This is a genomic window from Peterkaempfera podocarpi (assembly GCF_042466665.1).
GTDB classification, from domain to species: domain Bacteria; phylum Actinomycetota; class Actinomycetes; order Streptomycetales; family Streptomycetaceae; genus Peterkaempfera; species Peterkaempfera podocarpi.
In genome coordinates this window covers 1992767-2016347 of sequence record NZ_CP162102.1, presented here as the reverse complement: position 1 = coordinate 2016347, position 23581 = coordinate 1992767, and the positions used below count along the sequence as shown (strand labels likewise).

Sequence of the window (23581 nt, the reverse complement as noted above, 5' to 3'; positions counted from 1 at the left end):
GGCGGGCATGGAGCGGTGCGAGGAGCCGGACCCGGCGGACGTGGTGCACAGCCGCCCGGAGGAGACCCCGGATCTGGCGGTGGTGGCAGCCGGGCGCTTCTCCGAAGCCCTGGAGCGGCTGGAGCGGGCACGTGGCGCACTCTATGAGTTCCACCAGCTGGTGGGGCGGGCCGACGCACTGCTGGACGAGGTGGTCGAGGCGCTCGACCGGCTCGGCCGGGACCGGCTGGCGGAGGAGGTGCGGGGAGAGCTGATCGGCCGTAATGTGCTGCACGGCCGCTGGACCTACCAGGTCGTCGAGGAGTTCGACGACGGGTACTACGCGGTGTTCCGCTCGCTGGAGGCCAAGGCCCGTGACGAACTGGTCGGCGGCCGCCGGCATGTCTACGAGGCGGAGATGAAGGAGCGTCGGCGCAGCCCGGGAGTGCCGGGGCACGAGGCCCTGCCGCGCGACACCGGAGAGAGCGGGAGCTGAGAGGTGAGGGAGCATGGGGTCATGGCAGAGACTTTCCTCACCCGTACCTTTGACCTGACCACCGGCTCGGCGGAGGCAGCGGTGGACATCACCGACCGTTGCGCCGCCTTCCTGGACGAGGCAGCGGCCGGGCGCGACGGCCTGCTGAGTGTCTTCGTCCCGCACGCCACCGCGGGGATCGCGGTGATCGAGACCGGTGCCGGGAGCGACGACGATCTGCTGACCCTGCTGCGCGAGCTGCTGCCCGCCGACGACCGCTGGCGCCACCGCCACGGCAGCCCCGGGCACGGCCGCGACCATGTGCTGCCGGCCCTGGTGCCGCCGCATGCGACGCTGCCGGTGGTGGACGGGCGGCTGGCCCTGGGCACCTGGCAGTCGGTGGTGCTGGTGGACACCAACCGGGACAACCCGCGCCGGACGGTACGGCTCTCCTTCCTGGGCTGAGCGGCCGTCCCGGTCATGGCCGGGCGACCGCCCGGGCCGAGCCGTGGAGGCTCAGGCCGGGCAGGGGTCAGGCAGGGCAGGGGTCAGGCAGGGCGGGGCAGGGCGGGCTCAGCCCGAGCAGGCGCTGCGCTGGGCCTGCTGCCAGGCGCAGACGGGGCAGAGCGGAGTCCCGGGCAGGTCGGCGGGATGCTCGGTCGGCTCGCCGCAGAGCACGCAGTCGGCGACCGGGGCGTCCGTCCGGCCCGCGGGTGTCCAGGGCGGGGGCGGGGGTGCGGCGGACTCGGTGTAGCAGTGCGGTGCCGGATCGGCCATGGTGCCGCCTCCTCGTTGTGGCTCCTGTTTGCCAAGCCTATGCCGGGTGTTCGGATCGCCCAGGGGCAGGGGCAGGGGCAGGGGCAGGGGCAGGGGTCGTCGTCCGGGTGCGGCGTCAGGCGGAGTCCGGGCCGCTGAGGCGGAGGGTGGAGCCCCGGGGCGTCTTGTGGACCAGCAGCTGCGCGGGGATGCGCTGGCGGAGGTCGGCGACATGGCTGACGATGCCGACGGCGCGGTCCCGCTCCCGCAGCCCGTCCAGGACGTCCAGGACCTCCTCCAGAGCCTGCTCGTCCAGGGTGCCGAACCCCTCGTCGATGAAGAGCGTGTCCAGGGGCATGCCACCGGCCTCGTCGGTGACCACATCGGCCAGGCCCAGAGCGAGCGCGAGGGAGGCGAAGAAGCTCTCGCCGCCGGAGAGGGTGGTGGTGTCCCGCTCGGTGCCGGTCCAGGCGTCCACCACATGGAGGGAGAGCCCGGCACGTTTGTTGCCGGACACCTTGCTGTCGCTGTGCACCAGCGTGTAGCGGCCGCCGGACATCCGCACCAGACGGCTGCTGGCGGCCGCGGCCACCTGCTCCAGCCTGGCCGCCAGCACATACGACTCCAGCCGCATCCGCAGCCGGTTCTCGCTGCTGGTGCCGGCGGCCAGCTGCGAGAGGCGGCTGATCCGGGCGTGCTCGGCGAGGGCCGGGGCGAGCGCGGCGGAGTGGGCGGTCAACCGGCCGCCGAGGCTGCGGAGTTCGGCCAGGCGGTGACGTGCGGCGTCCTCGGCCGCCGCGGTGGTGCGCAGCCGGGCGGTCGCCGCCGCCAGGTCCGCCGCCGCGGTGGCGGGGTCGGCGGGCGGCTGGGCGGCGGCCAGGGCGATGACCGGGTCGTCCAGCAGCGTCCGTACGGCGGCACGCTCGCTGTCCCAGGCGGCGAGGCGCATCTCGACGGCCTGCTGCCGGGAGGCGGGCAGCACAGCCTCGGAGGCCGCCTCGGGGGTGGCGAAGCCTGCGGCGGTGGCGGCTGCCGCGGCCTCGGCACGGGCGTCGTCGAGCCGGGCGGCGGCGTCGGCGGCCTCCCGGGCGGCGGTGGCTGCCGCGGCGAGCCGGGCGATGCGGGTACGGAACCGGGCGGCGCGCTCGGCGACGGAGGGGGCGTCGCCGCGGGCCTGCGCGACCTCTGCGGTGAGGTCGTCGTGTTCCAGGACGAGGCTCTCCATGCGGTCGCTGTGCACGGCCGCCCGCGCCCCGGCGGTGCGCTGCTGCTCCAGATGGTCCTCACGCTGCCGGGCGAGCCTGATGAGGCCCTGTTCGGCGGTCACCAGTCCGTCCGCCGCGTGCAGCGCTGCGGTGAGCTCGGCGGCGAGGCCGGCGAGTTCGGCGGTGATGCTGTCCGTGGGGGTGTTCCCGGCGGCGGTCGCCTCGCTGCGCAGTGCGGCCAGCCGCTCGGACGCGTTGCGGTGGGCCGTCTCGGCCCGGCGGAACTCGGCCTCCGCGGCCTGTTCCACCTCGCGGGTGACCGGCTCGCCGGACGGCTGCGCGGGGGCGGGGTGCTCGGCGGAGCCGCAGACCGGGCAGGGGTCGCCGCGGTGCAGCCGGCCGGCCAGCTCGGCGGCCATGCCGTCCAGCCGCTGCTCCCGCAGGTCCAGCCAGGTCTGGCGGGCCTTGGCCGCGGTCTCCCGGTGGGCGCCCGCCTCGGCCTCCACCCGGTGGGCCTGGACCAGCAGTTCGTCACGCCGCCGGGCTGCGGAGAGCCGCTGCTCGGCGTCCTGGTGGCAAGTGGTGAGCTGTTCCGCCCGGGAGGCTCCCTGGCGGGCCTCGGAGAGCTGCCGGTTCAGCTGCTCCTCCTGGGCGGGGAGGGCCTCCAGCTGGCGTTCGGCCTCCTCGCGCAGCTCCTCGGCTGCCCGCTGCTCGGCCTCGACACGGCGCAGCTCGGCCGCGGTCCCGGCGAGCCGCTGCTCGGCCCTGCCGGCCGCCTCCAGCCGGACCAGGTCGTCGCGCAGCCGCTGCTCGATGCCGCTGAGCTGCGGGGCGGGGGCGTCCCGGTCGGAGCCGCAGGCCTCGCGGGCGTCCCGCTCCCGGCGGAGCGCGGCGTCATGGGCGTCGGCCGCGCTCCGGCGCAGCCGCAGGGCGGACTCCACCACGGCCGCGGCTCTGGCGGAGGCCAGCCGGGTACGGTCGGCCTCGCGGTCGGGGGCCTGGGCCGCCAGCTCGGCCTCGCGCACCAGGGCTCTGCGGTGGCTCTCCTGACGGTCCGTCAGCGTCTCGGCGGCGGAGCTCTGCCGCTGGCGGGCATGGTGCGCCTGCTCGGCGATGCGCAGGGCCGACCCGGCGACGGCCAGCTGCTCCGCCGCGTCGCTGCGCAGGATCGCGGCCCAGGCGGGGGCCTGCCGGGCGAGGTCGCCCGCGGCGTCACCGGCGGGGATCCACCCGTCGGCGGGCTCTGCGGCCGGGCCGGCCGCCTGGTCGAGCCGGGCGACCAGATGGCGCAGCTCGTCCTGGGCGGAGCGGAGCCGCTCCTCACCGGTGCGGCGGCGTGCCGCAAGCCACTCCTCGACCCGGCTGAAGCGCCCGGTGTCGAAGAGCCTGCCCAGCAGATCGGCCCGCTCGCCCGCGTCGGCGCGCAGAAAGCGGGCGAAGTCGCCCTGGGGGAGCAGCACCACCTGGCAGAACTGGTCCCGGCTCATGCCCAGCAGCCGGCCGATCTCCTCCCCGGCCTCCTGATGGGAGCGGCTGAGCGGCTGCCAGCCGCCCGCGGTGTACTCACGCAGCAGGGTCTGCGCCTTCTCCGGGGTGAAGCCCTCACCGCGCCGCTTGGGGCGCAGCTGCTCCGGGAGACGGGTGATCTCCAGTCGGCGGCCGCCGAGGGTCACCTCCAGGACGACCTGCGTCAGCACCCGGGGGTCGGCGTGGTCGCTGCGCAGCCGGCTGCGCGTACGGGCGCCGGGGACCTCGCCGTAGAGGGCGAAGCAGACGGCGTCCAGCACGCTGGTCTTGCCCGCGCCGGTCGCACCGCGCAGCAGGAAGAGGCCGGAGGCGGCGAGGGCGTCGAAGTCCACCCGCTCGGTACCGGCGAAGGGGCCGAAGGCGGTGACGGTGAGGGTGTGCAGTCTCACTGGGCCGCCTCCTGGCGGACCGACTCGAAGGCTTCGCGCAGCCAGCCGCTCTCGGCGGGGTCGACCCCGGTGCCGGGGCGGACATGGCGGACAAAGCCCTCGGCGACCTCCAGGTCGCTGCGGCCGCGCAGCCGCGCGCCGTAGCTGGGGGCGCCGTCCCCGGGGTGTTCGTCCGGGTCGAAGAGGAGTTGCAGGGTGTGCGGGAAGCGGCGGCGCAGCCGCTCCATGGGCTCCGCCGGCCGGCCCGGGTCGGTGAGGGTGGCCTGCACCCAGGAGGTGCGGTGGGGCTCCAGGGCGGGGTCGCCGAGCAGCTCCTCCAGCCGGCCGCGCAGACAGGCCAGCGGGCGGGGGGTGGGGCAGTCGACACGGCGGGCCTCGACCGAGCCGTCCGCGTCCAGCTCCACCAGCCACATGGTCTTGCGCTGCCCTGCCTCGGAGAACGAGTAGGGGAGCGGGGAGCCGCTGTAGCGGAGCCGCGGGGTGAGGGTCTGGCAGCCGTGCAGATGGCCGAGGGCGGCGTAGTCGACGCCCTGGAAGACCTCGGCGGGGACGGAGGCCACGCCGCCGACGGTGATGTCGCGCTCGCTGTCGGTGGTGGCACCGCCGGTGACGAAGGCGTGGGCCAGGACGACGGAGCGGGTGCCGGGGGGACGGCCGGCCAGGTCGGCGCGCACCTGGTCCATGGCGGCGCCGAGCACGGCGGCATGCCCGCCGCGTTCCAGCCCCAGGCCCTCCCGGACCAGGGCGGGCTCCAGGTACGGCAGGCCGTAGAGGGCCACCGGGCCGTGCCGGTCGTCCAGCACCACCGGGATGGAGCAGCCCGCGGGGTCGGTGCGCAGATGGATGCCGGCGCGGTCGATCAGCCCCGCCGCCACGCCGAGCCGGCGGGCGGAGTCGTGGTTGCCGCTGATGAACACCGCCGGCACCCTGAGCTCGGCCAGCCGGTGCAGCACCTCGTCGAAGAGCGCCACCGCGTCCAGCGAGGGCAGTGCGCGGTCGTAGACGTCCCCGGCGACCAGCACGGCGTCCACCCGCTCGGCGCGGACGGTCGCGACCAGGTGGTCCAGGAAGGCGTGCTGGGCGGAGAGCAGGCTCTCCCGGTGGAAGGTCCGGCCCAGATGCCAGTCGGAGGTGTGCAGCAGGCGCATGGGCAAAGACCTTAACGGTGACCACCGACAGGGGCGGTCGGTGCGAAGCGTTCCCCCGAAGGAGTGAACTACCGGGGATTTCCAGGGTAACCGTTGACATGACCATCGTTTGCGAGGGCCGGCCGCTGCTATCAACGTGGTGTCCATCCGCTTCCCTGGAGGCCCCGTGCGCCCGTCCCGTGCCGCATCCGCCGTCCTGGCGGCGCTGATCCTGCCCTGGGCCACCCTGGCCGGCGCCCCCTCCGCGGTGGCGGCCGAGGTGCGGTACGTGGCCCTGGGCGACTCCTACTCCGCCGGTGTCGGTGCCGGGGGCTACCTCGCAGCGAGCGGGGACTGCCGCCGCAGCACCCGGTCCTACCCGTATCTCTGGAACGCCGCGCACACCCCGTCGTCCTTCTCCTTCGCCGCCTGCTCGGGCGCCACCACCGACGATGTGCTGGAGAGCCAGCTGTCCGCACTGAGCCCGGCGACCACCCTGGTCAGCATCACCATCGGCGGCAATGACGCCGGGTTCTCCGAGGTGATGACCAGCTGCGTGTTCGACACCCAGAGCGTCTGCCTGAACGCCGTCGCCAACGCCCGTAAGTTCATCGGCACCACCCTGCCGGCGAGGCTGGACGCCACCTACGCGGCGATCCACTCCAAGGCCCCCCGGGCCCATGTGGTGGTGCTGGGCTATCCGCGCATGTACCGGATCGGCGGTACCTGCCTCGTGGGGATCGGCGACACCAGGCGCAGCGCCGTGAACGCCGCCGCGGACGACCTGGCCCTGGTGACCGCCAAGCGCGCCGCCGACGCCGGGTTCACCTTCGTGGACGTCCGTGGGGTCTTCACCGGCCATGAGATCTGCTCCGGAGCCTCCTGGCTCAACAGCGCCACCCTGCCGGTCTACGAGAGCTACCACCCCAACATGTCCGGTCAGGCGAGCGGGTATCTGCCGTCCCTGAACTCGGCAGACTGAGCCGCAGCCGCAGCCGCAGCCGCAGCCGTCGCCGTCGCCGGCGGAGCGGCGGTAGAAAGGGCCCGTGCCGAACGAACTCTTCCACCATGTCGAGCTCTGGGTCGATGATCTGGCCACCGCCGAGGCGCAGTGGGCGCCCGTGCTGTCGGCCCACGGCTGCGCCCCCTACCAGAGCTGGGCGACGGGGCGCAGCCGGCGGCTACCTGGTGATCGAGCAGTCGCCGGCGCTGCACCCCGGAGGCCACGACCGGATGCGGGCAGGGCTCAACCACCTGGCGGTGCACGGTTCGGCGGAGGCGGTCGGCGCGGCCCTCGCGGCGGGCTGGACGACCCGTACCGAGTCCGGCCGCAGTGTGCATCCGGTCGACGCCCAGGGCTTCGAGCTGGAAGTGGTGGTCGCCGGCTGAGGGCGGAGTGCGAGCGAGGTCACCTCGACACCGGGGCTCCGCGGTCGGAATCATGGACCAGGTGAAGAGTGCCGAGTTCCTCGACGCCCTGGTGGACCCCGGAAGCTGGCGCAGCTGGGACGAGCCGGTCACCGAGCTTCCGCAGGATCCCGAGTACCGGGCGGCGGTGCTGCGGGCCCGGGAACGCACCGGGCTGGACGAGTCGGTGGTCACCGGCGAGGGCACCGTGCACGGCAGCCGGGTGGCGGTGGTGGCCTGCGAGTTCGGCTTCCTGGCCGGGTCCATCGGGGTGGCCGCGGGCGAGCGGCTGGTACGGGCCGTGGAGCGGGCCACCCGGGAGCGGCTGCCGCTGGTCGCCTCGCCCGCGTCCGGCGGCACCCGGATGCAGGAGGGCACCATCGCCTTTCTGCAGATGGTGAAGGTGGCGGCGGCCGTCACCGACCACAAGGCCGAGGCCCTGCCGTATCTGGTGTACCTGCGGCACCCCACCACCGGTGGTGTGCTCGCCTCCTGGGGCTCGCTGGGGCATGTCACCGCCGCGGAGCCCGGCGCGCTGATCGGCTTCCTCGGGCCGCGGGTGTACGAGGCGCTCAACGGGGAGCCCTTCCCGCCCGGGGTGCAGACAGCCGAGAACCTGCTGGCGCACGGGCTGGTGGACGCCGTACTGGAGCCGGCCCGGCTGGCCGAGGTGACGGCCAGGGCGCTGCGGGTGCTGGGCTCCGGCGGCCGTGGGCCCGAAGGGGCCGCGTCACCGGCAGCCCTTCCGGCGACGCGGCGCGAGGCGCCGCCGGCCGCCGAGTCGATCCGCCGCTCGCGGCGGGCCGGGCGCCCGGGGCTGCGGGCGCTGCTGGACCTGGCCGCACAGGACCTCACCCCGCTCAGCGGCACCGCGGCGGGGGAGCGGGACCGGGGGCTGGTGCTGGCCCTGGCCCGGTTCGGGGCAGCGTCCTGCGTGGTGGTGGGGCACGACCGCGAGGCGCACAGCGAGCGCGGGCCGTTCGGCCCGGCCGGGCTGCGCGAGGCCCGCCGAGGGCTGCGGATCGCCGCCGAGCTGCGCCTGCCGCTGGTGACGGTGGTGGACACCCCCGGTGCCGCGCTCTCGCCCGCCGCCGAGCAGGGCGGGCTGGCCGGGGAGATCGCCCGCTGCCTCGCCGAACTCACCACCCTGCCGAGTCCCACGGTCTGCCTGCTGCTCGGCGAGGGAGCCGGTGGCGGCGCCCTGGCGCTGCTGCCCGCCGACCGGGTCGTCGCCGCGCGGCACGCCTGGCTCTCCCCGCTGCCGCCGGAGGGCGCCTCGGCGATCCTGTACCGCACCACCGGGTATGCCGCTGAGGTGGCGGACCGTCAGGGGGTCCGCTCCCAGGACCTGCTGGCCGCGGGTATCGCCGACCGTCTGGTGGAGGAGGAGCCGGATGCGGCGGACGAGCCGGCGGCCTTCCTGGCCGCGGTCGCCGGGGCACTGGAGGAGGAGCTGGCGGTGCTCACCGCCCAGGACCCGGGGCTCCGGATGGCGGCCCGTCGTGCCCGCTACCGCCGGCTGGGGCTTCAGGACGGGGTGTAGAGCTCCTCGATGTCTCCCGCGTACGCCTTGGCGATCGCCCGGCGGCGGAGCTTCAGCGAGGGGGTCACCAGACCGCGCTCCTCGGTGAACTGCTCCGGGATGATGCGGAAGGCCCGGATGGACTCGGCCCGGGACACCACGGTGTTGGCGGTCACCACCACCCGCTGGATCTCGTCGTGCAGATCGGAGTCGGACAGCGCCTGGTGCGGTTCGGCGGGAGGCTTGCGGTGGATCCGGTGCCAGTGGTCCAGCGCCTCGGGGTCCAGCGTGATCAGCGCACCCACGAAGGGCCGGTTGTCGCCCACTACCAGGCACTGGGAGACCAGCGGGTGGGCGCGCACCCGTTCCTCCAGCACGGCGGGGGCGATGCTCTTGCCGCCGCTGGTGACGATGATCTCCTTCTTGCGGCCGGTGATGGTGAGATAGCCCTCGTCGTCCAGCGAACCCAGGTCGCCGGTGGCCAGCCAGCCGCGCCGCAGCACCTGGTCGGTGGCGTCCGGGGCGTTGAGGTAGCCGGCGAAGACGGTGCCGCCGCGGATCCAGACCTCGCCGTCCTCGGCGATCCCCACGGTGGTGCCCGGCACCGGCCGCCCCACGGTTCCGTACTTGATGCGGCCCGGAGGGTTGACGGTCACCGCCGCGGTGGTCTCGGTGAGCCCGTAGCCCTCGATCACGGTGACCCCGGCCCCGGCGAAGAAGAGACCGATCTCCCGGCTGAGCGGGGAGCCGCCGCACATGGCGTTGCGCATCCGGCCGCCGAGGACGGCCCGCACCCGGGTGTAGACGGTGCGGTCGTAGAACTGGTGCTGAAGCCGCAGCCCGGCGCCGGGCCCCGAGCCCTCGTCCAGCATCTTGCGCTCCGCGGCCTCGGCGTAGCGCACCGCCACATCGGCCGCCTTGTCGAAGAGCTCGGCGCGGCCGTGCTCCTCCGCCGCCCGGCGTGCCTTGTGGAAGATCCGCTCGAAGATGTACGGGACGGCCAGCAGGAAGGTCGGGCGGAAGGAGGCGAGCGCCGGCAGCAGCACATCGGCGGAGGTCTCGCTCTGGTGGCCGAGGGTGACCCCGCCGCGCAGTGCGGCGACCTGGACCATCCGGGCGTAGACATGGGCGAGCGGCAGGAAGAGCAGGGTGGCCGGCTGCTCGCCGGCTCTTCTGGCGAAGACCTCCCTCCATCCGGTGAGCAGGTTGTCGCACTCGGCCGCGAAGTTGGCGTGGGTGATCACGCAGCCCTTGGGCCGCCCGGTGGTGCCCGAGGTGTAGATGACGGTGGCCGCGGTGCCCGGGGCGACGGCCGCGCGGTGGCGGTGCACCAGCTCGTCGGAGACGGCGGCGCCGTCGGCCATCAGCTCCCGCACACAGCCGCTGTCCAGCTGCCAGATGGAGCGCAGTGACGGTACGGAGTCGCAGACGGCGCCCACGGTCATGGCGTGGTCCTCGTGCTCCACCACGCAGGCGACCGCCCGGGTGTCGGCGAGGATCCAGCGGACCTGGTCGGAGGAGGAGGTGGAGTAGATCGGCACCGGCACCGCGCCGATCGACCAGAGCGCGTAGTCGAAGAGCGTCCACTCGTAGCGGGTGCGGGCCATCAGCGCCACCCGGTCGCCCAGCCGGATGCCGTTGGCCAGCAGCCCCTTGGCCAGGGCCAGCACCTCGTCGCGGAAGGCGGTGGCGCTGACCTCCGACCACTCCTCCCCGGCGGAGGGATCGCGGCGCATCAGCTGCACCAGGTCGGGGTCCTCTTCGGCCACCAGGAAGACCGAGTCCGCGAGACCGCCCGTCCGGGGTGTCTCGACCAGGGGCGGGACGCTGTACTCACGCATGATTTCTGCCTCCTCCCGGGGCGGCGACGGCCCGTCGGTACCTTGCCGGGCGGGTGGTTACCGCAAGTTACCCCAGCAGATGGCCGATTCCTAGGGCAAAGCCAACTCCCGGCCATGCAGGGCAAAAACGGGTGTACGCGACTTCTTGCTGCGGGGTCATGCCCTATTGGAGATGGTTTGCGAGCATCCTCTGTCGCGTACCTCCCAAGGTCGGTCCCGACCCCTGCACCAGGGGGGCGAGGAACCTTTACGCGATGTGCACCCCCGAACCGCCCCGGGTGCCATTCCGGGCAAAGCCGGGTGGTCCGGGCGGGTAGCCGGACGAGTGTGCGCACAGAGGCTTCGAACACCCCGTGCAGGAGTAGTAGGCTCACGCCGTTTTACCAGCTCTGATGGCGTGGCTGGTTGACCGAAAACCGGACGCTCGGCCGTGCCCGGCCGTGCCCCTCACACCCGGGACCTCGAGGACTCCATGCGCTACCGCAGCAGATCGATCCGCGCGAAGATCGTCGCGCTGCTCGTCGTCCCGGTCACCGCGCTCGTCGGGCTCTGGGCCTTCGCGACGTATGCCACCACCAGCGACCTCTGGACGTGGCACGCGCCGACGACGCCTACACCCACTTCGGACGCCCGGTCGAGGCCCTGGCCGCCGCTCTCCAGCAGGAGCGCCGCGACACCGTGGCGCACATCGTCAGCCCCCGGTCCAGCACCGCGGCGATGCGCCGCGACCAGCAGGCCACCGACCGGCTGGTGGAGCAGATCCAGAACGAGGCGGGCGGCAGCCACATCAACGACCTGGACTCCGTCCAGCGCGACCGGCTCAATGACGTCCTGGCGACCGCCAACGGCATGGAGATGGTCCGGCGGCAGACCGTCAACGCCTCGGTGGCGTGGGAGGACGCCATCCAGTGGTACACCGACGCGATCGCGCCCACCTTTCTCTTCCGCACCTCCTTCACCGCCCGGCAGACCGGCCAGATCGCCCGGCAGAGCGCCGTGGTGGTGGAGCTGACCCGGGCCCGTGAGTACCTCTCCCAGGAGGACGCGGCCCTGGTTGCGCTGCGCAGGACGCCCCGTCCCACGCAGGCACAGATCGACATGGTCTCCAACTCCATCCGGGCGCACGGACTGATCTTCGACATCTACGGCCCGGAACTGGCGGCCGAGGACAGTCAGCTCTACGACGACCTCACCGCCACCACCGACTGGACCCAGCTGCAGATCTTCGAGTCGCTCTACCTCGCCTACAACGGCCCGGGCGACCACTCCCTCAGCACCGTCACCGGCCCGGTCCTCAACGACCTGGCCACCCTGGACAGCCGGCTGTCGGCCAATGTCGACCGCCGGGCGAGCGCCAACTCCTGGAGCCTGCTGCGGCAGGGCATCATCGCCGGCACCGCCGGACTGCTCGCCGTGCTGGCCTCGCTGCTGCTCTCGGTGCGCATCGGCCGTTCGCTGGTCCGCGAACTGCTGACGCTGCGCAATGCGGCGCAGGAGACCGCGGAGATCCGGCTGCCCAAGGTGATGCGGCTGCTGCGGCGCGGCGAGCCGGTGGACGCCGCCCAGGAGGCGCCACCGCTCGAACTCGGCACCCTGCGTGAGATCAAGCAGGTCGGCCGGGCCTTCGACGCGGTGCAGCGGGCAGCGATGGAGGCGGCCGTCGAGCAGGCTGAGCTGCGCCGGGGGGTCTCCGCGGTCTTCGTCAACCTGGCCCGCCGCAGCCAGGTGCTGCTGCACCGCCAGCTCACCCTGCTGGACACCATGGAGCGCCGCACCGAGGACCCCGCGGAGCTGGCCGACCTCTTCCGGCTGGACCATCTGACGACCCGTATGCGCCGGCACGCCGAAGGCCTGATCATCCTCTCCGGGGGATCCCCGGGCCGCAACTGGCGCCGCCCGGTGCGGATGGTCGACGTGGTGCGCGCCGCCGTCGGTGAGGTGGAGGACTACGCCAGGGTCACCGTGCGGCCGCTGCCGGGCACCGCCCTGGTCGGCCCGGCCGTCGCCGACGTCACCCACCTGATCGCCGAACTCGTGGAGAACGCCACCCTCTACTCCCCGCCCCACACCCAGGTCACCGTGCACGGTGAGGTGGTGGCCAACGGCTTCGCCCTGGAGGTGGACGACCGCGGGCTGGGCATGGGCACCGACGCGCTCACCGACGCCAACCGGCGGCTCTCCGAGGAGCAGGAGTTCGACCTCACCGACACCGACCGGCTGGGGCTCTTCGTGGTCAGCCGGCTCGCCCGCAGGCACGGTGTCAAGGTGTCGCTGCGACCCTCCCCGTACGGCGGAACCACCGCGGTGCTGCTGATCCCCCGCGACCTGCTCGCGGACGGCACCGAGCAGCCCACCGACACGGCCGGCGGGAGCCAGGCGCGCCCCGGCGCGGGCCGCGAGCTGGTGCCCGTACCCTCGCCCGCCCCCGACCCGGACGGGTCCGCGACGGCGGGCGCGGAGCAGGGCGGCCGCTCCGGGCCGCACCCGGTCGCCGCGGAGCCGGCGCCGGTGGCCGGTGGACTGCCCCGCCGGAGGACCAACCCGGTGCTGGCCCCCGTGCCGGCGGAACCGGTGGCAGAGCCGGTGGAGGAGCCGGCCGGGGGGCTGCCGCAGCGGGTCCGGCAGGCCAGTCTCGCCCCCCAGCTGCGGGCGGCCGTGGCAGAGTCGGCGGAGACCGCCGCGCCGGCCGTCCGGGAACGTTCGCCGGAGGCGGCCAGGGCTACCTTCGCCTCCTTCCAGCGCGGGCTGGACCGCGGTCGTGGCACTGCCGTGACCGCAGAGAACCGAAGAACGGCACCATCCGGTGACAGTGCACCGGATGTCTCAGTGGAAGGGAAGGGTCGATGACCGCAGCGACACCGTCCGGCGACCTCAACTGGCTGCTGGACGACATGGTGGGCCGGGTCCCCGAGATCCGGCACGCGGTCGTCCTCAGCAGCGACGGTCTGGCCACCGGAGCCTCCAGGGCGCTGGGTCGCGAGGACGCGGAGCACCTGGCCGCGGTGGCCTCGGGCTTCCACAGCCTCGCCAAGGGCGCCGGCCGGCACTTCCAGGCCGGCGCGGTCCGCCAGACGATGGTCGAGCTGGACCAGGCCTTCCTCTTTGTCACCGCCGCCGGGGACGGCAGCTGCCTGGCCGTGCTCAGCGAGGCGGAGGCCGATGTCGGCCTGATCGCCTACGAGATGGCCCTCCTGGTCAAGCGGGTCGGCGAGCACCTGGCGACCGGACCCCGGTCGGACGCCGAGACCTCCCAGGAGTGAGACGGTGATGGCCGCCCCCTTCGAGCAGCCGCAGCCCGACCCGGTGCCGTCCCACGACGTCCCCCAGCCGGGCCCCTGGGACCTGCAGTGGTACGACGACGAGGCCGGTCCGGTGGTACGCCCCTATGCGATGACCCGGGGGCGTACCCGGCCTGCGGGGGACGGCTACTTCGACCTGGTCTCGGTGATCACCGTGGTGGACCCGGGGCCGGCGGCGGTCGGGTCCGAGCCGGTGCTCGACCCGGAGCACCAGGTGATCGTGGAGATGTGCGGGCGGGAACCGCTCACCGTCGCCGAGATCGGTGCCGCCACCGGGCTGCCGCTGGGGGTGGTGCGGGTCCTGCTCGGCGACCTCGACGACGCCGGGCTGATCCGGGTCACCCGCCCCGTCCCGCCGGCCCAGCTCCCCGACGAGCGCCTCCTGAAGGAAGTGATCAATGGCCTCCGTGCCCTCTGACGGCGGATCCGGAATCCCGGACGCCCCGCCGGTCGCCCTGAAGATCCTGATCGCCGGGGGGTTCGGCGTCGGCAAGACCACCCTGGTGGGGGCGGTCAGCGAGATCAGACCGCTGCGCACCGAGGAGCGGCTGAGCGAGGCCGGCCGCCCGGTCGACGACACCACCGGGGTGGAGGCCAAGACCACCACCACGGTCGCCATGGACTTCGGCCGGATCGACATCCGCAAGGGTCTTGCGGTGTACCTCTTCGGCACCCCGGGTCAGGACCGCTTCTGGTTCGTCTGGGACGAGCTCGCCGTGGGGGCGCTGGGGGCGGTGGTGCTGGCGGACACCCGGCGGCTGGAGGACTGCTTCCCGTCCGTGGACTTCTTCGAGCGCCGGGGCATCCCCTTTGTGGTGGGTGTCAACTGCTTCGAGGGCAGTACCCGGCACCCCGTCGAGGTGGTACGGGCGGCGCTGGATCTGGACCCGCAGGTGCCGGTGGTGCTCTGTGACGCGCGCGAGCGCGAGGACGGCAAGGAGCTGCTGGTCACCCTGGTCGAGCACGCTCGTGACAGCTGGGCCGCCGGCCGGGCGGCGCCCGCCCCGGCCGAGGTCTGAGCAGCGGAGGAGCGGCGGGGGCCGGGGGCGGCGGCCGGTTCGGTGCCACTCGTCCGGTACCCCTACCCTTGTGCATCGGCCCGGTTCGCACCCCGCTCCTCGGTCGCTCGCCGACACCCGCCAGGGGAGCCCTCGCACGCGGACCTGTCCCAGTCATGTCATCAGCACAGGGATGGATGGTTCAGTGAGTGCGATCAGTGTCGGCCAGGCAGTGGTTCTGGGAGTGGTCGAGGGGGTGACCGAGTTCCTGCCGGTGTCCTCCACCGGCCATCTGAAGATCACCGAGGGCCTGATGGGCATCCAGGTGGACGACACCTCGGTGGTGGCCTTCAGCGCGGTGATCCAGGTGGGGGCGATCGCCGCCGTCCTGGTCTACTTCTTCCGCGACATCGTGCGTTTCGTCGGGGCGTGGGGACGCGGCATCGTCAACCGTGAGCTGCGGCAGGAGCACGACTACAAGTTCGCCTGGTGGGTGATCTGGGCCACCGTGCCGATCGTGCTGGTCGGCCTGGCGGCCAAGCCGCTGATCGACGGCCCGCTGGGCTCCCTGTGGGTCGTGGCCGGTTCGCTGATCGGCGGCAGCGCCGTGATGTGGGTGGCCGAGCAGATGGCCCGCTTCAAGCGCAGCGAGCAGGACGTCACCTTCCGCGACTCGATGGTGGTGGGCTGCTCGCAGATCCTGGCGCTGCTCTTTCCCGGCTTCTCCCGCTCCGGCGCCACCATCTCCACCGCGCTGATCCGCGACCTGGACCGGGTCGCGGCCACCCGGCTCTCCTTCTTCCTGGGTCTGCCGGCGCTCACCGGCGCGGGGCTCTACGAGCTCAAGGACGCGCTGGGCCAGGGGGTCGGCGCCGCGCCGCTGGCCGTGGGTACGGTGGTCTCCTTCGTGGTGGCCTACGCCTCGATCGCCTGGCTGCTGAAGTTTGTGGCCAAGCACTCGTTCAACGCCTTTGTGATCTACCGCATCGTGGTCGGGCTGCTGCTCTTCGGGCTGCTCACCACCAATGTGCTCAACGCCTGAGCAACGGCAGGCGGGGCCCGGCGGACCGAGTGGTCCGCCGGGCCCCGCCGTTTTTCCACCCGGAGCACGGCTGCTGAGGTCGGTGCGGCCTCTCGCAGCCAGCTGATTGAAGCGCTTCGAAGTTCGCATCAGTACGGTCCCCTGTCAAGGGTGACCGGCTGTTCAACGGCTCTGCTGTCCCCTACCGGCCGGGCCCGCCCGCAGCCGTCGCCGGCTGTTCCGGGGCGGGGCCCGGTCGAGCAGATCGTCATGACGCACCTCTTGTCGAGGCGATGGACCGTCACTATGCTCACCGCAACATCGAAGCGCTTCGACTGGCGGCCTCCGCCCCCGCCGGTACCCGCCGCCGGCCCGAAGCGGCCGTACCAGCGACGCAGCCGCTGACCGGAACCCCGTACGAAGGGCTGCACCGCGACCATGAGCAGCGAGACCTCCCGCAGGTCGGTCCCGGCCGCCGCCGAGGCGGCCGCGGCCGCCCGCCGCTGCCGGCCCGGCGGAGTGCACGGCCGCTCCGGGGTGACCCACCGTCGGCTATACAAAACGATGTGTTAAGTGTGGCAACCATTTGCACCCCCGGCGGCCACCTAAGGAGGAGCCACCCCACCCCCGCTCACGAGAGGACCAGCCGCCATGTCCCCCCACGAAGCAGCCCGGACGACGTCGTCCTGCGCAGCCTCCAGGACCCCGGCGGACCCCAGCCATCACGCCGCCCCCGGCGTGCCCAGGCTGACCGTCCCCGCCTCCCCCGCCCCCGCCCCCGCCCCCGCGTCGCTGCTCACCGCCGTCCCGCCCGCCCGGGGCCGCGGTATCCATGACACCGCCCCCGCCACCCGCTGGGAGGACTGCTACCTCACCGGCAACGGCCGCCACGGCGCCCTGGTCCACGGTGCCACCGCGGACGAGACCGTGGTGGTCACCCACCACGCCATGGTCCGGCCCAACGGCAGCGCCGCAGTGGAGCCGCCGCACCTGGCCCCCGTGCTCGGCGAGGTCCAGGACGCCCTGCTGGCGGGCGACCGGGACGGTGCGGTCCGCCGTTTCGCGGGTGACTGGGAGCTGGTCCACACCCAGCCGTTCCACCCGGCCTTCGCGGTCCGCTGGCACCGCACCGACGCCGGTCCCGCGACCGGCTACCGCCGCTGGGTCGACTTCCGCACCGGTATCGCCTCCGCCGCCTGGCAGGAGGGTCCCGGCGAGGGCGAGTGGCGGTCGTCCTGCTTCACCTCGCGCGCGGACGACACCGTCGTCCACCATCTGGCCGCTCCGCTGGGCCGCACCATCGAGGCCACCGTCGAGCTCGACGGCCGCCTCCCCGGCTCGCCGCCCGAGCTGCGGCTGGCCGTGCGCTCGGTCTACCGGCCCGGGCCGCTCGCCGTGCCGGCCGTTCCGGGCACCCCCGCCGCCCCGCCGGCGCCCCGGGACTCCGCGCTGCTACGACTGCGCGCCCGCTACCCCGACAGCGAGATCGGCTACCGGGGTGCCACCCGGGTGATAGCGGTGGGCGGCGAGGTGGTCTGCGACGGGCCGCGCATCAGGGTCACCGGCGCCCGCGAGATGCTGCTGCTGATCCGCACCGCCCGCGGCCCGGTGACCGCCGACTGCACCGAGCTGACCCGGCTGGACACCGGGATGTACGACATCCCCGACGACCTGGTCGGGCTGCTGGCCCGTCATGTCCCGGTGCACCGCGAGGCCTACGACCGGGTCACCCTGGACCTGGACGGCGACCCGGGGGAGCGGGCGCTGCCGGTCGCGGAACTGCTGGCACGCCAGGCCGCCACCCCCGGGCGGCTCACCCCCGCGCTGCTGGAGCAGCTCTTCGCAGCCGGCCGGTACCACCTGCTGAGCGCCAGCGGCTTCCGGCCGCCGCGGCTGTGCGGGCTGTGGAGCGGCGACTGGAACACCGCCTGGTCCGGCGCCTTCACCACCAACGCCAACCTCAACCTGCAGATGGCGTCGGCTGCTGCGGGAGCGCTCCCAGAGGCCTCGCTCGCCCATGCCGAGCTGATCCTCGGCCAGCTGGACGACTGGCGTCGCAACGCCCGCCTGCTCTACGGCACCCGCGGCATCGTCGCCCCCGCCCACACCGACGGGGAGAACGGCAACCAGTACCACTTCAACGACATCTGGGCCCACCACATGTGGACCGCCGGAGCCGACTGGCTGCTCCAGCCGCTGCTGGAGCATGTCGAGACCACCGGTGACGAGGAGTTCCTGCGCGACCGGCTGCTGCCCGCGCTGATCGAGGTCGCGGCCTTCTACGAGGACTTCCTCACCAGGACCGGACCCGACGGCAGGGTCGTCATCGTGCCGTCGTACTCACCGGAGAACCACCCCGGCGGCAACGGCACCAAGGGCCCGGCGGCCTCCGTCAACGCCACCATGGACATCGCCGCGGCCCGGCACGCCCTCACCACCGCCGCCGACCTGTGCGCGCGGCTGTGCCCCTCCGGCGTGACCCCCGAGCGCACCGCCCTGTGGCGGCAGCTCGCCGCCCGCCTCCCGGAGTACGTCGTCAACGACGAGGGCGGCCTCGCCGAATGGGCCTGGCCCGACCACCGGGAGAACTACGACCACCGGCATGTCAGCCATCTCTACCCGGCCTGGCCGCTGGACGAGATCACCCCCGACGGCACCCCGGAGCTCGCCGAGGCCGCCCGCACCGCGCTGCGGCTGCGCGGCGACGAGAACGACTCCGGCCACGGCTATCTGCACCGCGCCCTGGCCGCGGCCCGCCTGGAGGACGCCGGCTGGGCGGCCCGCAACCTCTCCAGGCTGCTCGACCGGGACTTCTTCTTCCGTTCACTGATGAGCAGCCACTATCCCTACCGGGACGTCTACAACGCCGATGTGGCACACGCCCTGCCGGCGGTGCTGATCGAGATGCTGGTGCGCTCCCGGCCGGTCGGTCCGGACGGTGCCGCGGGGCTCACCCTGCTCCCGGCGCTGCCCGACACCCTTCCGGTCGGCACCCTGGCGGGGATCCGCACCCGCTTCCTGGCCACCGTCACCGAACTGACCTGGGACCTGCCCGCGGGCCGGATCAGAGCGGTGCTGCGCGCGGAGCAGGCGCGGACCGTGGCGCTGCGCTTCGGCCGCCCGGTGACCGGCGTGCGCGTCGAAGGCGGCGCCCCGCTGCCCAGGGGCGCGGCCGGCGCGGTGCGGATCGAGCTGCCGGCCGGCCAGGAGGTGGTCGTCCTCGCCGAGCCCGCGGTTCCGCCGCAGGGCAGGTGAGCCGGCGCTGAGCGGCGGCGGGCGGGGCGGTCGAGCGGTGCCGCCCCGCCCGTCGCACTGTCTCGCCGCACTGTCCCGCCGCACTGTCCCGCCGCGCTGTCCCCCCGCATCGCCTTGCGGGCCGCCGTTCCGGGCCGCCCTCCGGGCCGCTGTCAGTGGTCGCGCGTAGGGTTTCTGACGCCGGATCCCGCAGGGTGACAGAGGTGGCCGAGGATGACTGAGCTGACGGCCGGGGCGGGTGCGAACCCCGCCCTCGAGGCACGGCTGGAGCAGCACCGCAGGGAGCTCACCGGGTACTGCTACCGGATGCTCGGCTCCGCCTTCGAGGCGGAGGACGCGGTGCAGGAGACCCTGGTGCGCGCCTGGCGCTCCCATGACCGCTTCGAGGGCAGATCCTCGCTGCGCTCCTGGCTGTACCGGATCGCCACCAACGTCTGCCTGGACATGGTGAAGGGGCGGGAGCGGCGCGCCAGGCCGATGGATCTCGCCTCTCCTTCCTCCGCGGACGCGGTGTCACCCCCGGGCTGCCCGAGGCGACCTGGATCGGGCCGGTCCCGGACGACCGGGTGCTGGAGTCCGGGGGCGACCCGGCCGAGCTGGCGGTGCAGCGGGAGAGCGTCCGGCTGGCCTTTGTCGCAGCCCTCCAGCAGCTGGCCCCCCGGCAGCGTGCGGTGCTGATCCTGCGTGAGGTGCTGCGCTGGCAGGCAGCCGAGGTGGCCGAGCTGCTCGGCACCACCGTGGTCTCGGTCAACAGCGCCCTTCAGCGCGCCAGGGCCACCCTGGCCGCCTGCCAGGCCGGCCCGGAGCACCCGGCGGAGCCGATGGACGACGCCCAGCGTGCACTGCTGGCCCGCTATGTCGACGCCTTCGAGCGCTACGACCTGGATTCACTCACCGCGCTGCTGCACGAGGACGCCACCCTGTCGATGCCGCCCTATCCGCTCTGGCTGCGCGGCCGCGACGAGATATGCGCCTGGTTCCTGGGCACCGGGCACGGCTGCCGCGGTTCCCGGCTGCTGCCCGCGGGTACGGCCAACGGCGCCCCCGCGTTCGGGCAGTACCGCCCCGGCGGTCCGGACGGCTCCTGTCTGCCCTGGGCCCTCCAGGTGCTGGAGGTGTCGGACGGCCGGGTCACCGGGCTGAATTCATTTCTCGACACCGAGGTGCTCTTCCCGCTCTTCGGTCTGCCGGACCGTTTGGAGCGGGTCGAGGGGTGACTCCGGGCAGAGCGGCAGCACCTCGCTGAGACCGGTCAGCGACAGCAGCGTCCGCAGCGCGCCCCCCGCCCGGTACAGCACCAGCTCCCGGCCGCATCTGCCCGCGGTCAGCCGCAGCCGGGCCAGTGCGTCGAGCGTCACCGCGTCCGGGGTCCCGAGCCCGCCCACATCGCAGACCACCCGGTGGGCTCCGCTGCGCCGCAGCAGCGCCTCCAGGCTCTCGCAGAGCGCCGGCACTTCGGCGCGGGCGATCGGCCCGGTCAGCACCAGCAGAGCCGGCTGCGGATCCGGAGGGGGCCTCCGGGGTGCGGTCACGGTCGGCCTCCTGTCCAGGGTCCTCATGGGTGCAGACCGGTGCGCAGCCCAAAACTCATCCCGTACGCGGGCGACCGTCCGTCAGGCCCGGACCGCGCTCGACGGGGGCGGACATGCGGACGGGGCCGGAGACGCGGACGGGGCCGGGGCGCCGCTCGGCGCCCCGGCCCCGTCGGGGGCGTTGGGGTCAGCCGGTGGCCACCTGGACCTCCGAGTAGCCCTGCACCACCGCGCCGTCGTCCCACACCACCGAGCCCAGATAGCGGCGGCTGGGCTGCAGCCCGGACCAGTCCAGGCGGAAGACCGGCCGGTCGCCCACACCCACCTGGGCCGAGGCCGGGTCGACCACGGCGTTGCCCGCCGCCGTCCCGTCCAGCAGCCAGCCGTCCACGGTCACCGGCACGGTGCCGCCCCCGTGCCTGGGGGCGGTCCGCAGATCGGCGAAGAGCACCCAGTCACCGGCGCCGGGGCTGCGCACCTGAACCGTCTCGCTCGCCGTCCCGTCCCTGGCGCCGGTGGCCCACAGGGTCAGCGCCCCGGTGGCCGACCGACGGTAGAGGTAGAGGTCCACATCGGTGCCCCGCGGATGGTCCGCGGCATAGGTGGCGAAGCGCAGCAGCCGCGCCCCGGAGGGCACGGTGACGGTGCGCATCGCGGTGTGGTCGCCGGCCGCGGGCAGTGCGCTGTCGAAGAGGGCCCCGGTCGCGTTGTGCAGCGGGTGCACGGTCGCCTCGGCCGCGGTCAGTCCGCGGACCCTGGCGTTGAGGGTGCCGGCGTAGCCGGTCTGCGGCGTGAGGGTGACGGAGCCCTGGGTCCCCTGCTCCGAGGCCTCGGGCGCGGGGGTGAGCGCCACCGCCTTGACCGCGATCGGACTGCGTACCGAGTGCCGGTCGTCGGACCAGGTCAGCGCGCCAAAGGCCCAGCTGCCCAGCGGTGCCCCGGTGCGGGTGAGGGTGATCTGGAACCGGCCGTCCGCACCGGGCCGCAGGGTGAGCACCGACGGGGTGACGGTGGCGGTGAACCCGGCCGGGGCCTCGACGGAGGCCCGGTAGACGGCCTTGGCGCTGCCGACGTTCACCACCCGGCGCTGCACGGTGCGGGTGCCGGAGAGCGAACCGACCGAGATCGACGGGTAGTTGAGGTCGCTGGGCAGTGTCCTCGGCAGCCGGTCGCAGTCGGCGGCACCGGTGGTGGTGGGCAGCTGCTGGCCGATGGCGCAGACATAGCGCTGCCAGTCCCGCCGGCCCGACGGGTAGACCAGGCCGGGGTCGAAGGCACGGGCGGCGTTCAGATGACCGGCACCGTAGTTCAGCGGGGTGGCCGTCCTCCCGGAGGCGTCCTTGATCGGAGCGCCCTGGTTGTCGGTCTGGTACGCGGTGGTCATCAGCGCCGACTTGACCTCGGCCGGGGTCCACGAGGGGTGCCGGGAGAGCAGCAGCGCGGCGACGCCGGCGACCTGCGGGGCGGACATCGAGGTGCCGGACATCGCACCGAAGCCGTTGCCGCCCGCGGTGGCCGGGGCCACTCCGGCGATCACGTCCACCCCCGGCGCGGTGAGGTCGGGCTTGAGCAGGTCACCGCCGCCGGCCACGGCCGGACCGGGGGAGGAGAAGGAGGCCATGGCGGGCGCCGGCGCGGTCCAGGCCTCGGCGGCCGACAGCGAGGCGGTGGCGTCGGGCCCGGCGGCGTATGCGGCCACCTGAGGGCCGTCGACCTGGTCCAGATGGACCGTCGGCACAAAGTGGTAGTCGGCCTCCAGGGTGTCCGCGGTGGGGTTGTAGAGCACCATGCCGACCCCGCCGGCCTGCTGCACCGCCTTGGACTTGTCGGTGCGGTCGTTGCCGCCCCGCCGGCAGACCACGATCCGCCCCGCGGTCCTGACCGGGTCGAGGGTGCCGGACCAGCACTGCGAGACCTGCACCGGGTCCGCCCCGTCCCGTCCCAGCGCCGGTGAGTCGGCCAGCGGGGCCGGGGGGACCGCGGCGCCGGTGCCGACACCGGTGAAGGTCCGCCCGTCACCCAGGGTCAGTGTGGTGCGGTAGCGGCGGTCGTGGGTGGAGGCGGCGACCGTGGTCTCCCACGGGGCGTTGTGGGCCACCGAGCCGGCGGTGCCGGTGTTCCCGGCGCCGGTGGCCACGAAGACCCCGGCGTGCGCGGCGTTGTAGAACGCGGCCTCCACGGGGTTCACCAGCGAGCTGGTGGAGCCGGAGACGGAGTAGTTGAGCACATCGACGCCGTCCGCGACGGCCTGGTCGATCGCGGCCACGGTGTCGGCGGAGCCGCAGGATATGTTGCCGTCCGCGTCGACCACCCAGCAGGCCTTGTAGACGGCGAGGCGGGCGGCCGGGGCCACACCGGTGGTCTCGCCCACCGCATTGCCGTTGATCACGGCCGCCACCCCGTGGTCACCGGCCGCGGTGGACGCGGTGTGGGTGCCGTGGCCGGCGTAGTCGCGGGGGGAGAGGTACTCGGCGTCGACCGGGGTGACGCCCTGGTCGTACCACCGGGCGCCGATCACCTTGTTGTTGCAGCTCACCGGGGCCTCCTGGCCGCGGTCGCAGCTGCCCCGCCACTTGTGCCTGATCGCCTTGGCGTCGGGACGCGGCTCGGGCAGCGGGGCGAAGAGCGGGCTGTCGGGGGAGTAGCCCGAGTCGATCACACCGATGACCACCCCTTCACCGGCGTGGGCGGCACCGCCGAGGCGCTGCTCCCAGACGCCGCCGTCCCCGGTGAGCCCGAGGAAGTCCGCGGTGGAGACGGTGTCCAGCTGCAGCTGCTCGTCCGGGACCACCGAGACCACGCCGTCCTCGGTGGCGAGCCGGGAGGCCTGCTCGCCGGTGAGCCGTGCGGCGAAGCCGTTGAAGGCGTAGTCGTAGGTGTAGACGGGGTGCACCCCCGGTACCCCGGCCAGCACCTGCCCCCGCTGCTGCTCCAGATGCCCCCGGTAGGAGCGGGCGGTTGCCGAGTCCGGGTCGGCCCGTTCGCCGGACTCCGCTCCGGTGGCGGCCAACCCGTCGACGCCGCCCTGGTAGGAGGCGACGGGGTCGTCGGCGAGTTGCACGATGTACAGGCCGTCGGCGGGCGTGACGGGCCCGGCCGCATGGCCGGGTGCCGCCCCGGCCAGTACGGTCGCGGCGGCGACGGCGGGACCCAGGACCAGACTGCCGAGCAGCCGGGACCTGCGACGAAACACCACGGTGAGGGTCCTCCCCTGGAACAGGCATCTCCCATGCGCACATATGTGTGCG

The 23581-nt window shown here is 73.8% G+C and carries 17 protein-coding genes and 1 pseudogene; 12 read left to right on the top strand and 6 right to left on the bottom strand.

Annotated features, from left to right (window positions below; genetic code table 11):
- The first annotated feature begins 7 nt into the window (after positions 1-7).
- Both AB0761_RS08885 and AB0761_RS08880 read left to right on the top strand, forming a co-directional pair.
- Positions 8-475: a hypothetical protein gene (locus tag AB0761_RS08885; RefSeq protein WP_377268423.1), complete on the top strand. Its 468-nt coding sequence runs from the start codon at positions 8-10 to the stop codon at positions 473-475.
- A gap of 21 nt (positions 476-496) precedes the next feature.
- Positions 497-919, top strand: a complete 423-nt coding sequence (locus AB0761_RS08880) for a secondary thiamine-phosphate synthase enzyme YjbQ (protein ID WP_377268422.1) — start codon at positions 497-499, stop codon at positions 917-919.
- 108 nt (positions 920-1027) lie between these two features.
- On the opposite strand, the gene AB0761_RS08875 is transcribed toward AB0761_RS08880, so the two are convergent.
- From AB0761_RS08875 to AB0761_RS08865, 3 genes are all read right to left on the bottom strand, one after another.
- The gene (locus AB0761_RS08875) at positions 1028-1231 is read right to left on the bottom strand and encodes a hypothetical protein (protein WP_377268421.1); all 204 of its coding nucleotides are present in this window, start codon (positions 1229-1231) and stop codon (positions 1028-1030) included.
- Positions 1232-1346: 115 nt separating this feature from the next.
- Positions 1347-4331: an AAA family ATPase gene (locus tag AB0761_RS08870; protein WP_377268420.1), complete on the bottom strand. Its 2985-nt coding sequence runs from the start codon at positions 4329-4331 to the stop codon at positions 1347-1349.
- The gene (locus tag AB0761_RS08865) at positions 4328-5479 is read right to left on the bottom strand and encodes an exonuclease SbcCD subunit D (RefSeq protein WP_377268419.1); all 1152 of its coding nucleotides are present in this window, start codon (positions 5477-5479) and stop codon (positions 4328-4330) included. Before AB0761_RS08865 ends, AB0761_RS08870 begins: the two co-directional genes overlap by 4 nt.
- 166 nt (positions 5480-5645) lie before the next feature.
- Between AB0761_RS08865 and AB0761_RS08860 the strand changes: the two genes are divergently transcribed.
- From AB0761_RS08860 to AB0761_RS08850, 3 genes are all read left to right on the top strand, one after another.
- Positions 5646-6440: an SGNH/GDSL hydrolase family protein gene (locus AB0761_RS08860; RefSeq protein WP_377268418.1), complete on the top strand. Its 795-nt coding sequence runs from the start codon at positions 5646-5648 to the stop codon at positions 6438-6440.
- A 206-nt stretch (positions 6441-6646) separates the two neighbouring features.
- On the top strand, positions 6647-6847 hold the full coding sequence (locus tag AB0761_RS08855; RefSeq protein WP_377268417.1) for a hypothetical protein: 201 nt from the start codon (positions 6647-6649) through the stop codon (positions 6845-6847).
- Positions 6848-6899: 52 nt separating this feature from the next.
- Complete coding sequence (locus AB0761_RS08850; RefSeq protein WP_377268416.1) at positions 6900-8408, top strand: carboxyl transferase domain-containing protein; 1509 nt, start codon at positions 6900-6902, stop codon at positions 8406-8408.
- Here AB0761_RS08850 and AB0761_RS08845 read toward each other — a convergent pair.
- Positions 8393-10228 (bottom strand): AMP-dependent synthetase/ligase, encoded by a 1836-nt coding sequence (locus AB0761_RS08845; protein ID WP_377268415.1) that lies wholly within the window; start codon positions 10226-10228, stop codon positions 8393-8395. The genes AB0761_RS08850 and AB0761_RS08845 overlap by 16 nt on opposite strands.
- A gap of 591 nt (positions 10229-10819) precedes the next feature.
- On the opposite strand from AB0761_RS08845, the gene AB0761_RS08840 reads away from it, so the two are divergent.
- From AB0761_RS08840 to AB0761_RS08810, 7 genes and pseudogenes are all read left to right on the top strand, one after another.
- Positions 10820-13075, top strand: coding sequence for a nitrate- and nitrite sensing domain-containing protein (locus tag AB0761_RS08840; RefSeq protein ID WP_377268414.1), 2256 nt, complete (start codon positions 10820-10822; stop codon positions 13073-13075).
- Complete coding sequence (locus AB0761_RS08835) at positions 13072-13488, top strand: roadblock/LC7 domain-containing protein (RefSeq protein ID WP_377268413.1); 417 nt, start codon at positions 13072-13074, stop codon at positions 13486-13488. The genes AB0761_RS08840 and AB0761_RS08835 overlap by 4 nt, the downstream gene beginning before the upstream one ends.
- Before the next feature lie 130 nt (positions 13489-13618).
- Positions 13619-13945 carry a DUF742 domain-containing protein gene (locus AB0761_RS08830; protein WP_377273976.1) on the top strand — a complete coding sequence of 109 codons (327 nt, stop codon included), beginning with the start codon at positions 13619-13621 and terminating at the stop codon, positions 13943-13945.
- Positions 13926-14546, top strand: a complete 621-nt coding sequence (locus tag AB0761_RS08825; RefSeq protein ID WP_377268412.1) for an ATP/GTP-binding protein — start codon at positions 13926-13928, stop codon at positions 14544-14546. The genes AB0761_RS08830 and AB0761_RS08825 overlap by 20 nt, the downstream gene beginning before the upstream one ends.
- Positions 14547-14730: 184 nt before the next feature.
- Positions 14731-15567, top strand: coding sequence for an undecaprenyl-diphosphate phosphatase (locus AB0761_RS08820; protein WP_377268411.1), 837 nt, complete (start codon positions 14731-14733; stop codon positions 15565-15567).
- 630 nt (positions 15568-16197) lie between these two features.
- Positions 16198-18801, top strand: coding sequence for a glycoside hydrolase N-terminal domain-containing protein (locus AB0761_RS08815; RefSeq protein WP_377268410.1), 2604 nt, complete (start codon positions 16198-16200; stop codon positions 18799-18801).
- Positions 18802-19014: 213 nt separating this feature from the next.
- Positions 19015-20018: pseudogene (locus AB0761_RS08810) on the top strand (sigma-70 family RNA polymerase sigma factor).
- On the opposite strand, the gene AB0761_RS08805 reads toward AB0761_RS08810, so the two are convergent.
- The gene (locus tag AB0761_RS08805) at positions 19947-20333 is read right to left on the bottom strand and encodes an STAS domain-containing protein (RefSeq protein ID WP_377268409.1); all 387 of its coding nucleotides are present in this window, start codon (positions 20331-20333) and stop codon (positions 19947-19949) included. The pseudogene AB0761_RS08810 and the gene AB0761_RS08805 overlap by 72 nt on opposite strands.
- 187 nt (positions 20334-20520) lie before the next feature.
- Positions 20521-23529 carry a S8 family peptidase gene (locus tag AB0761_RS08800; protein WP_377268408.1) on the bottom strand — a complete coding sequence of 1003 codons (3009 nt, stop codon included), beginning with the start codon at positions 23527-23529 and terminating at the stop codon, positions 20521-20523.
- Positions 23530-23581 lie beyond the last annotated feature (52 nt).

What these genes read in the sequence shown, in the direction of transcription:
- AB0761_RS08885 (WP_377268423.1), top strand. Translation starts at nt 8, where the DNA reads ATGGAGCGGTGCGAGGAGCCGGACCCGGCGGACGTGGTGCACAGCCGC.
- AB0761_RS08880 (WP_377268422.1), top strand. Translation starts at nt 497, where the DNA reads ATGGCAGAGACTTTCCTCACCCGTACCTTTGACCTGACCACCGGCTCG.
- AB0761_RS08875 (WP_377268421.1), bottom strand. Translation starts at nt 1,231, where the DNA reads ATGGCCGATCCGGCACCGCACTGCTACACCGAGTCCGCCGCACCCCCG.
- AB0761_RS08865 (WP_377268419.1), bottom strand. Translation starts at nt 5,479, where the DNA reads ATGCGCCTGCTGCACACCTCCGACTGGCATCTGGGCCGGACCTTCCAC.
- AB0761_RS08850 (WP_377268416.1), top strand. Translation starts at nt 6,900, where the DNA reads ATGGACCAGGTGAAGAGTGCCGAGTTCCTCGACGCCCTGGTGGACCCC.
- AB0761_RS08845 (WP_377268415.1), bottom strand. Translation starts at nt 10,228, where the DNA reads ATGCGTGAGTACAGCGTCCCGCCCCTGGTCGAGACACCCCGGACGGGC.
- AB0761_RS08835 (WP_377268413.1), top strand. Translation starts at nt 13,072, where the DNA reads ATGACCGCAGCGACACCGTCCGGCGACCTCAACTGGCTGCTGGACGAC.
- AB0761_RS08830 (WP_377273976.1), top strand. Translation starts at nt 13,619, where the DNA reads ATGACCCGGGGGCGTACCCGGCCTGCGGGGGACGGCTACTTCGACCTG.
- AB0761_RS08825 (WP_377268412.1), top strand. Translation starts at nt 13,926, where the DNA reads ATGGCCTCCGTGCCCTCTGACGGCGGATCCGGAATCCCGGACGCCCCG.
- AB0761_RS08815 (WP_377268410.1), top strand. Translation starts at nt 16,198, where the DNA reads ATGTCCCCCCACGAAGCAGCCCGGACGACGTCGTCCTGCGCAGCCTCC.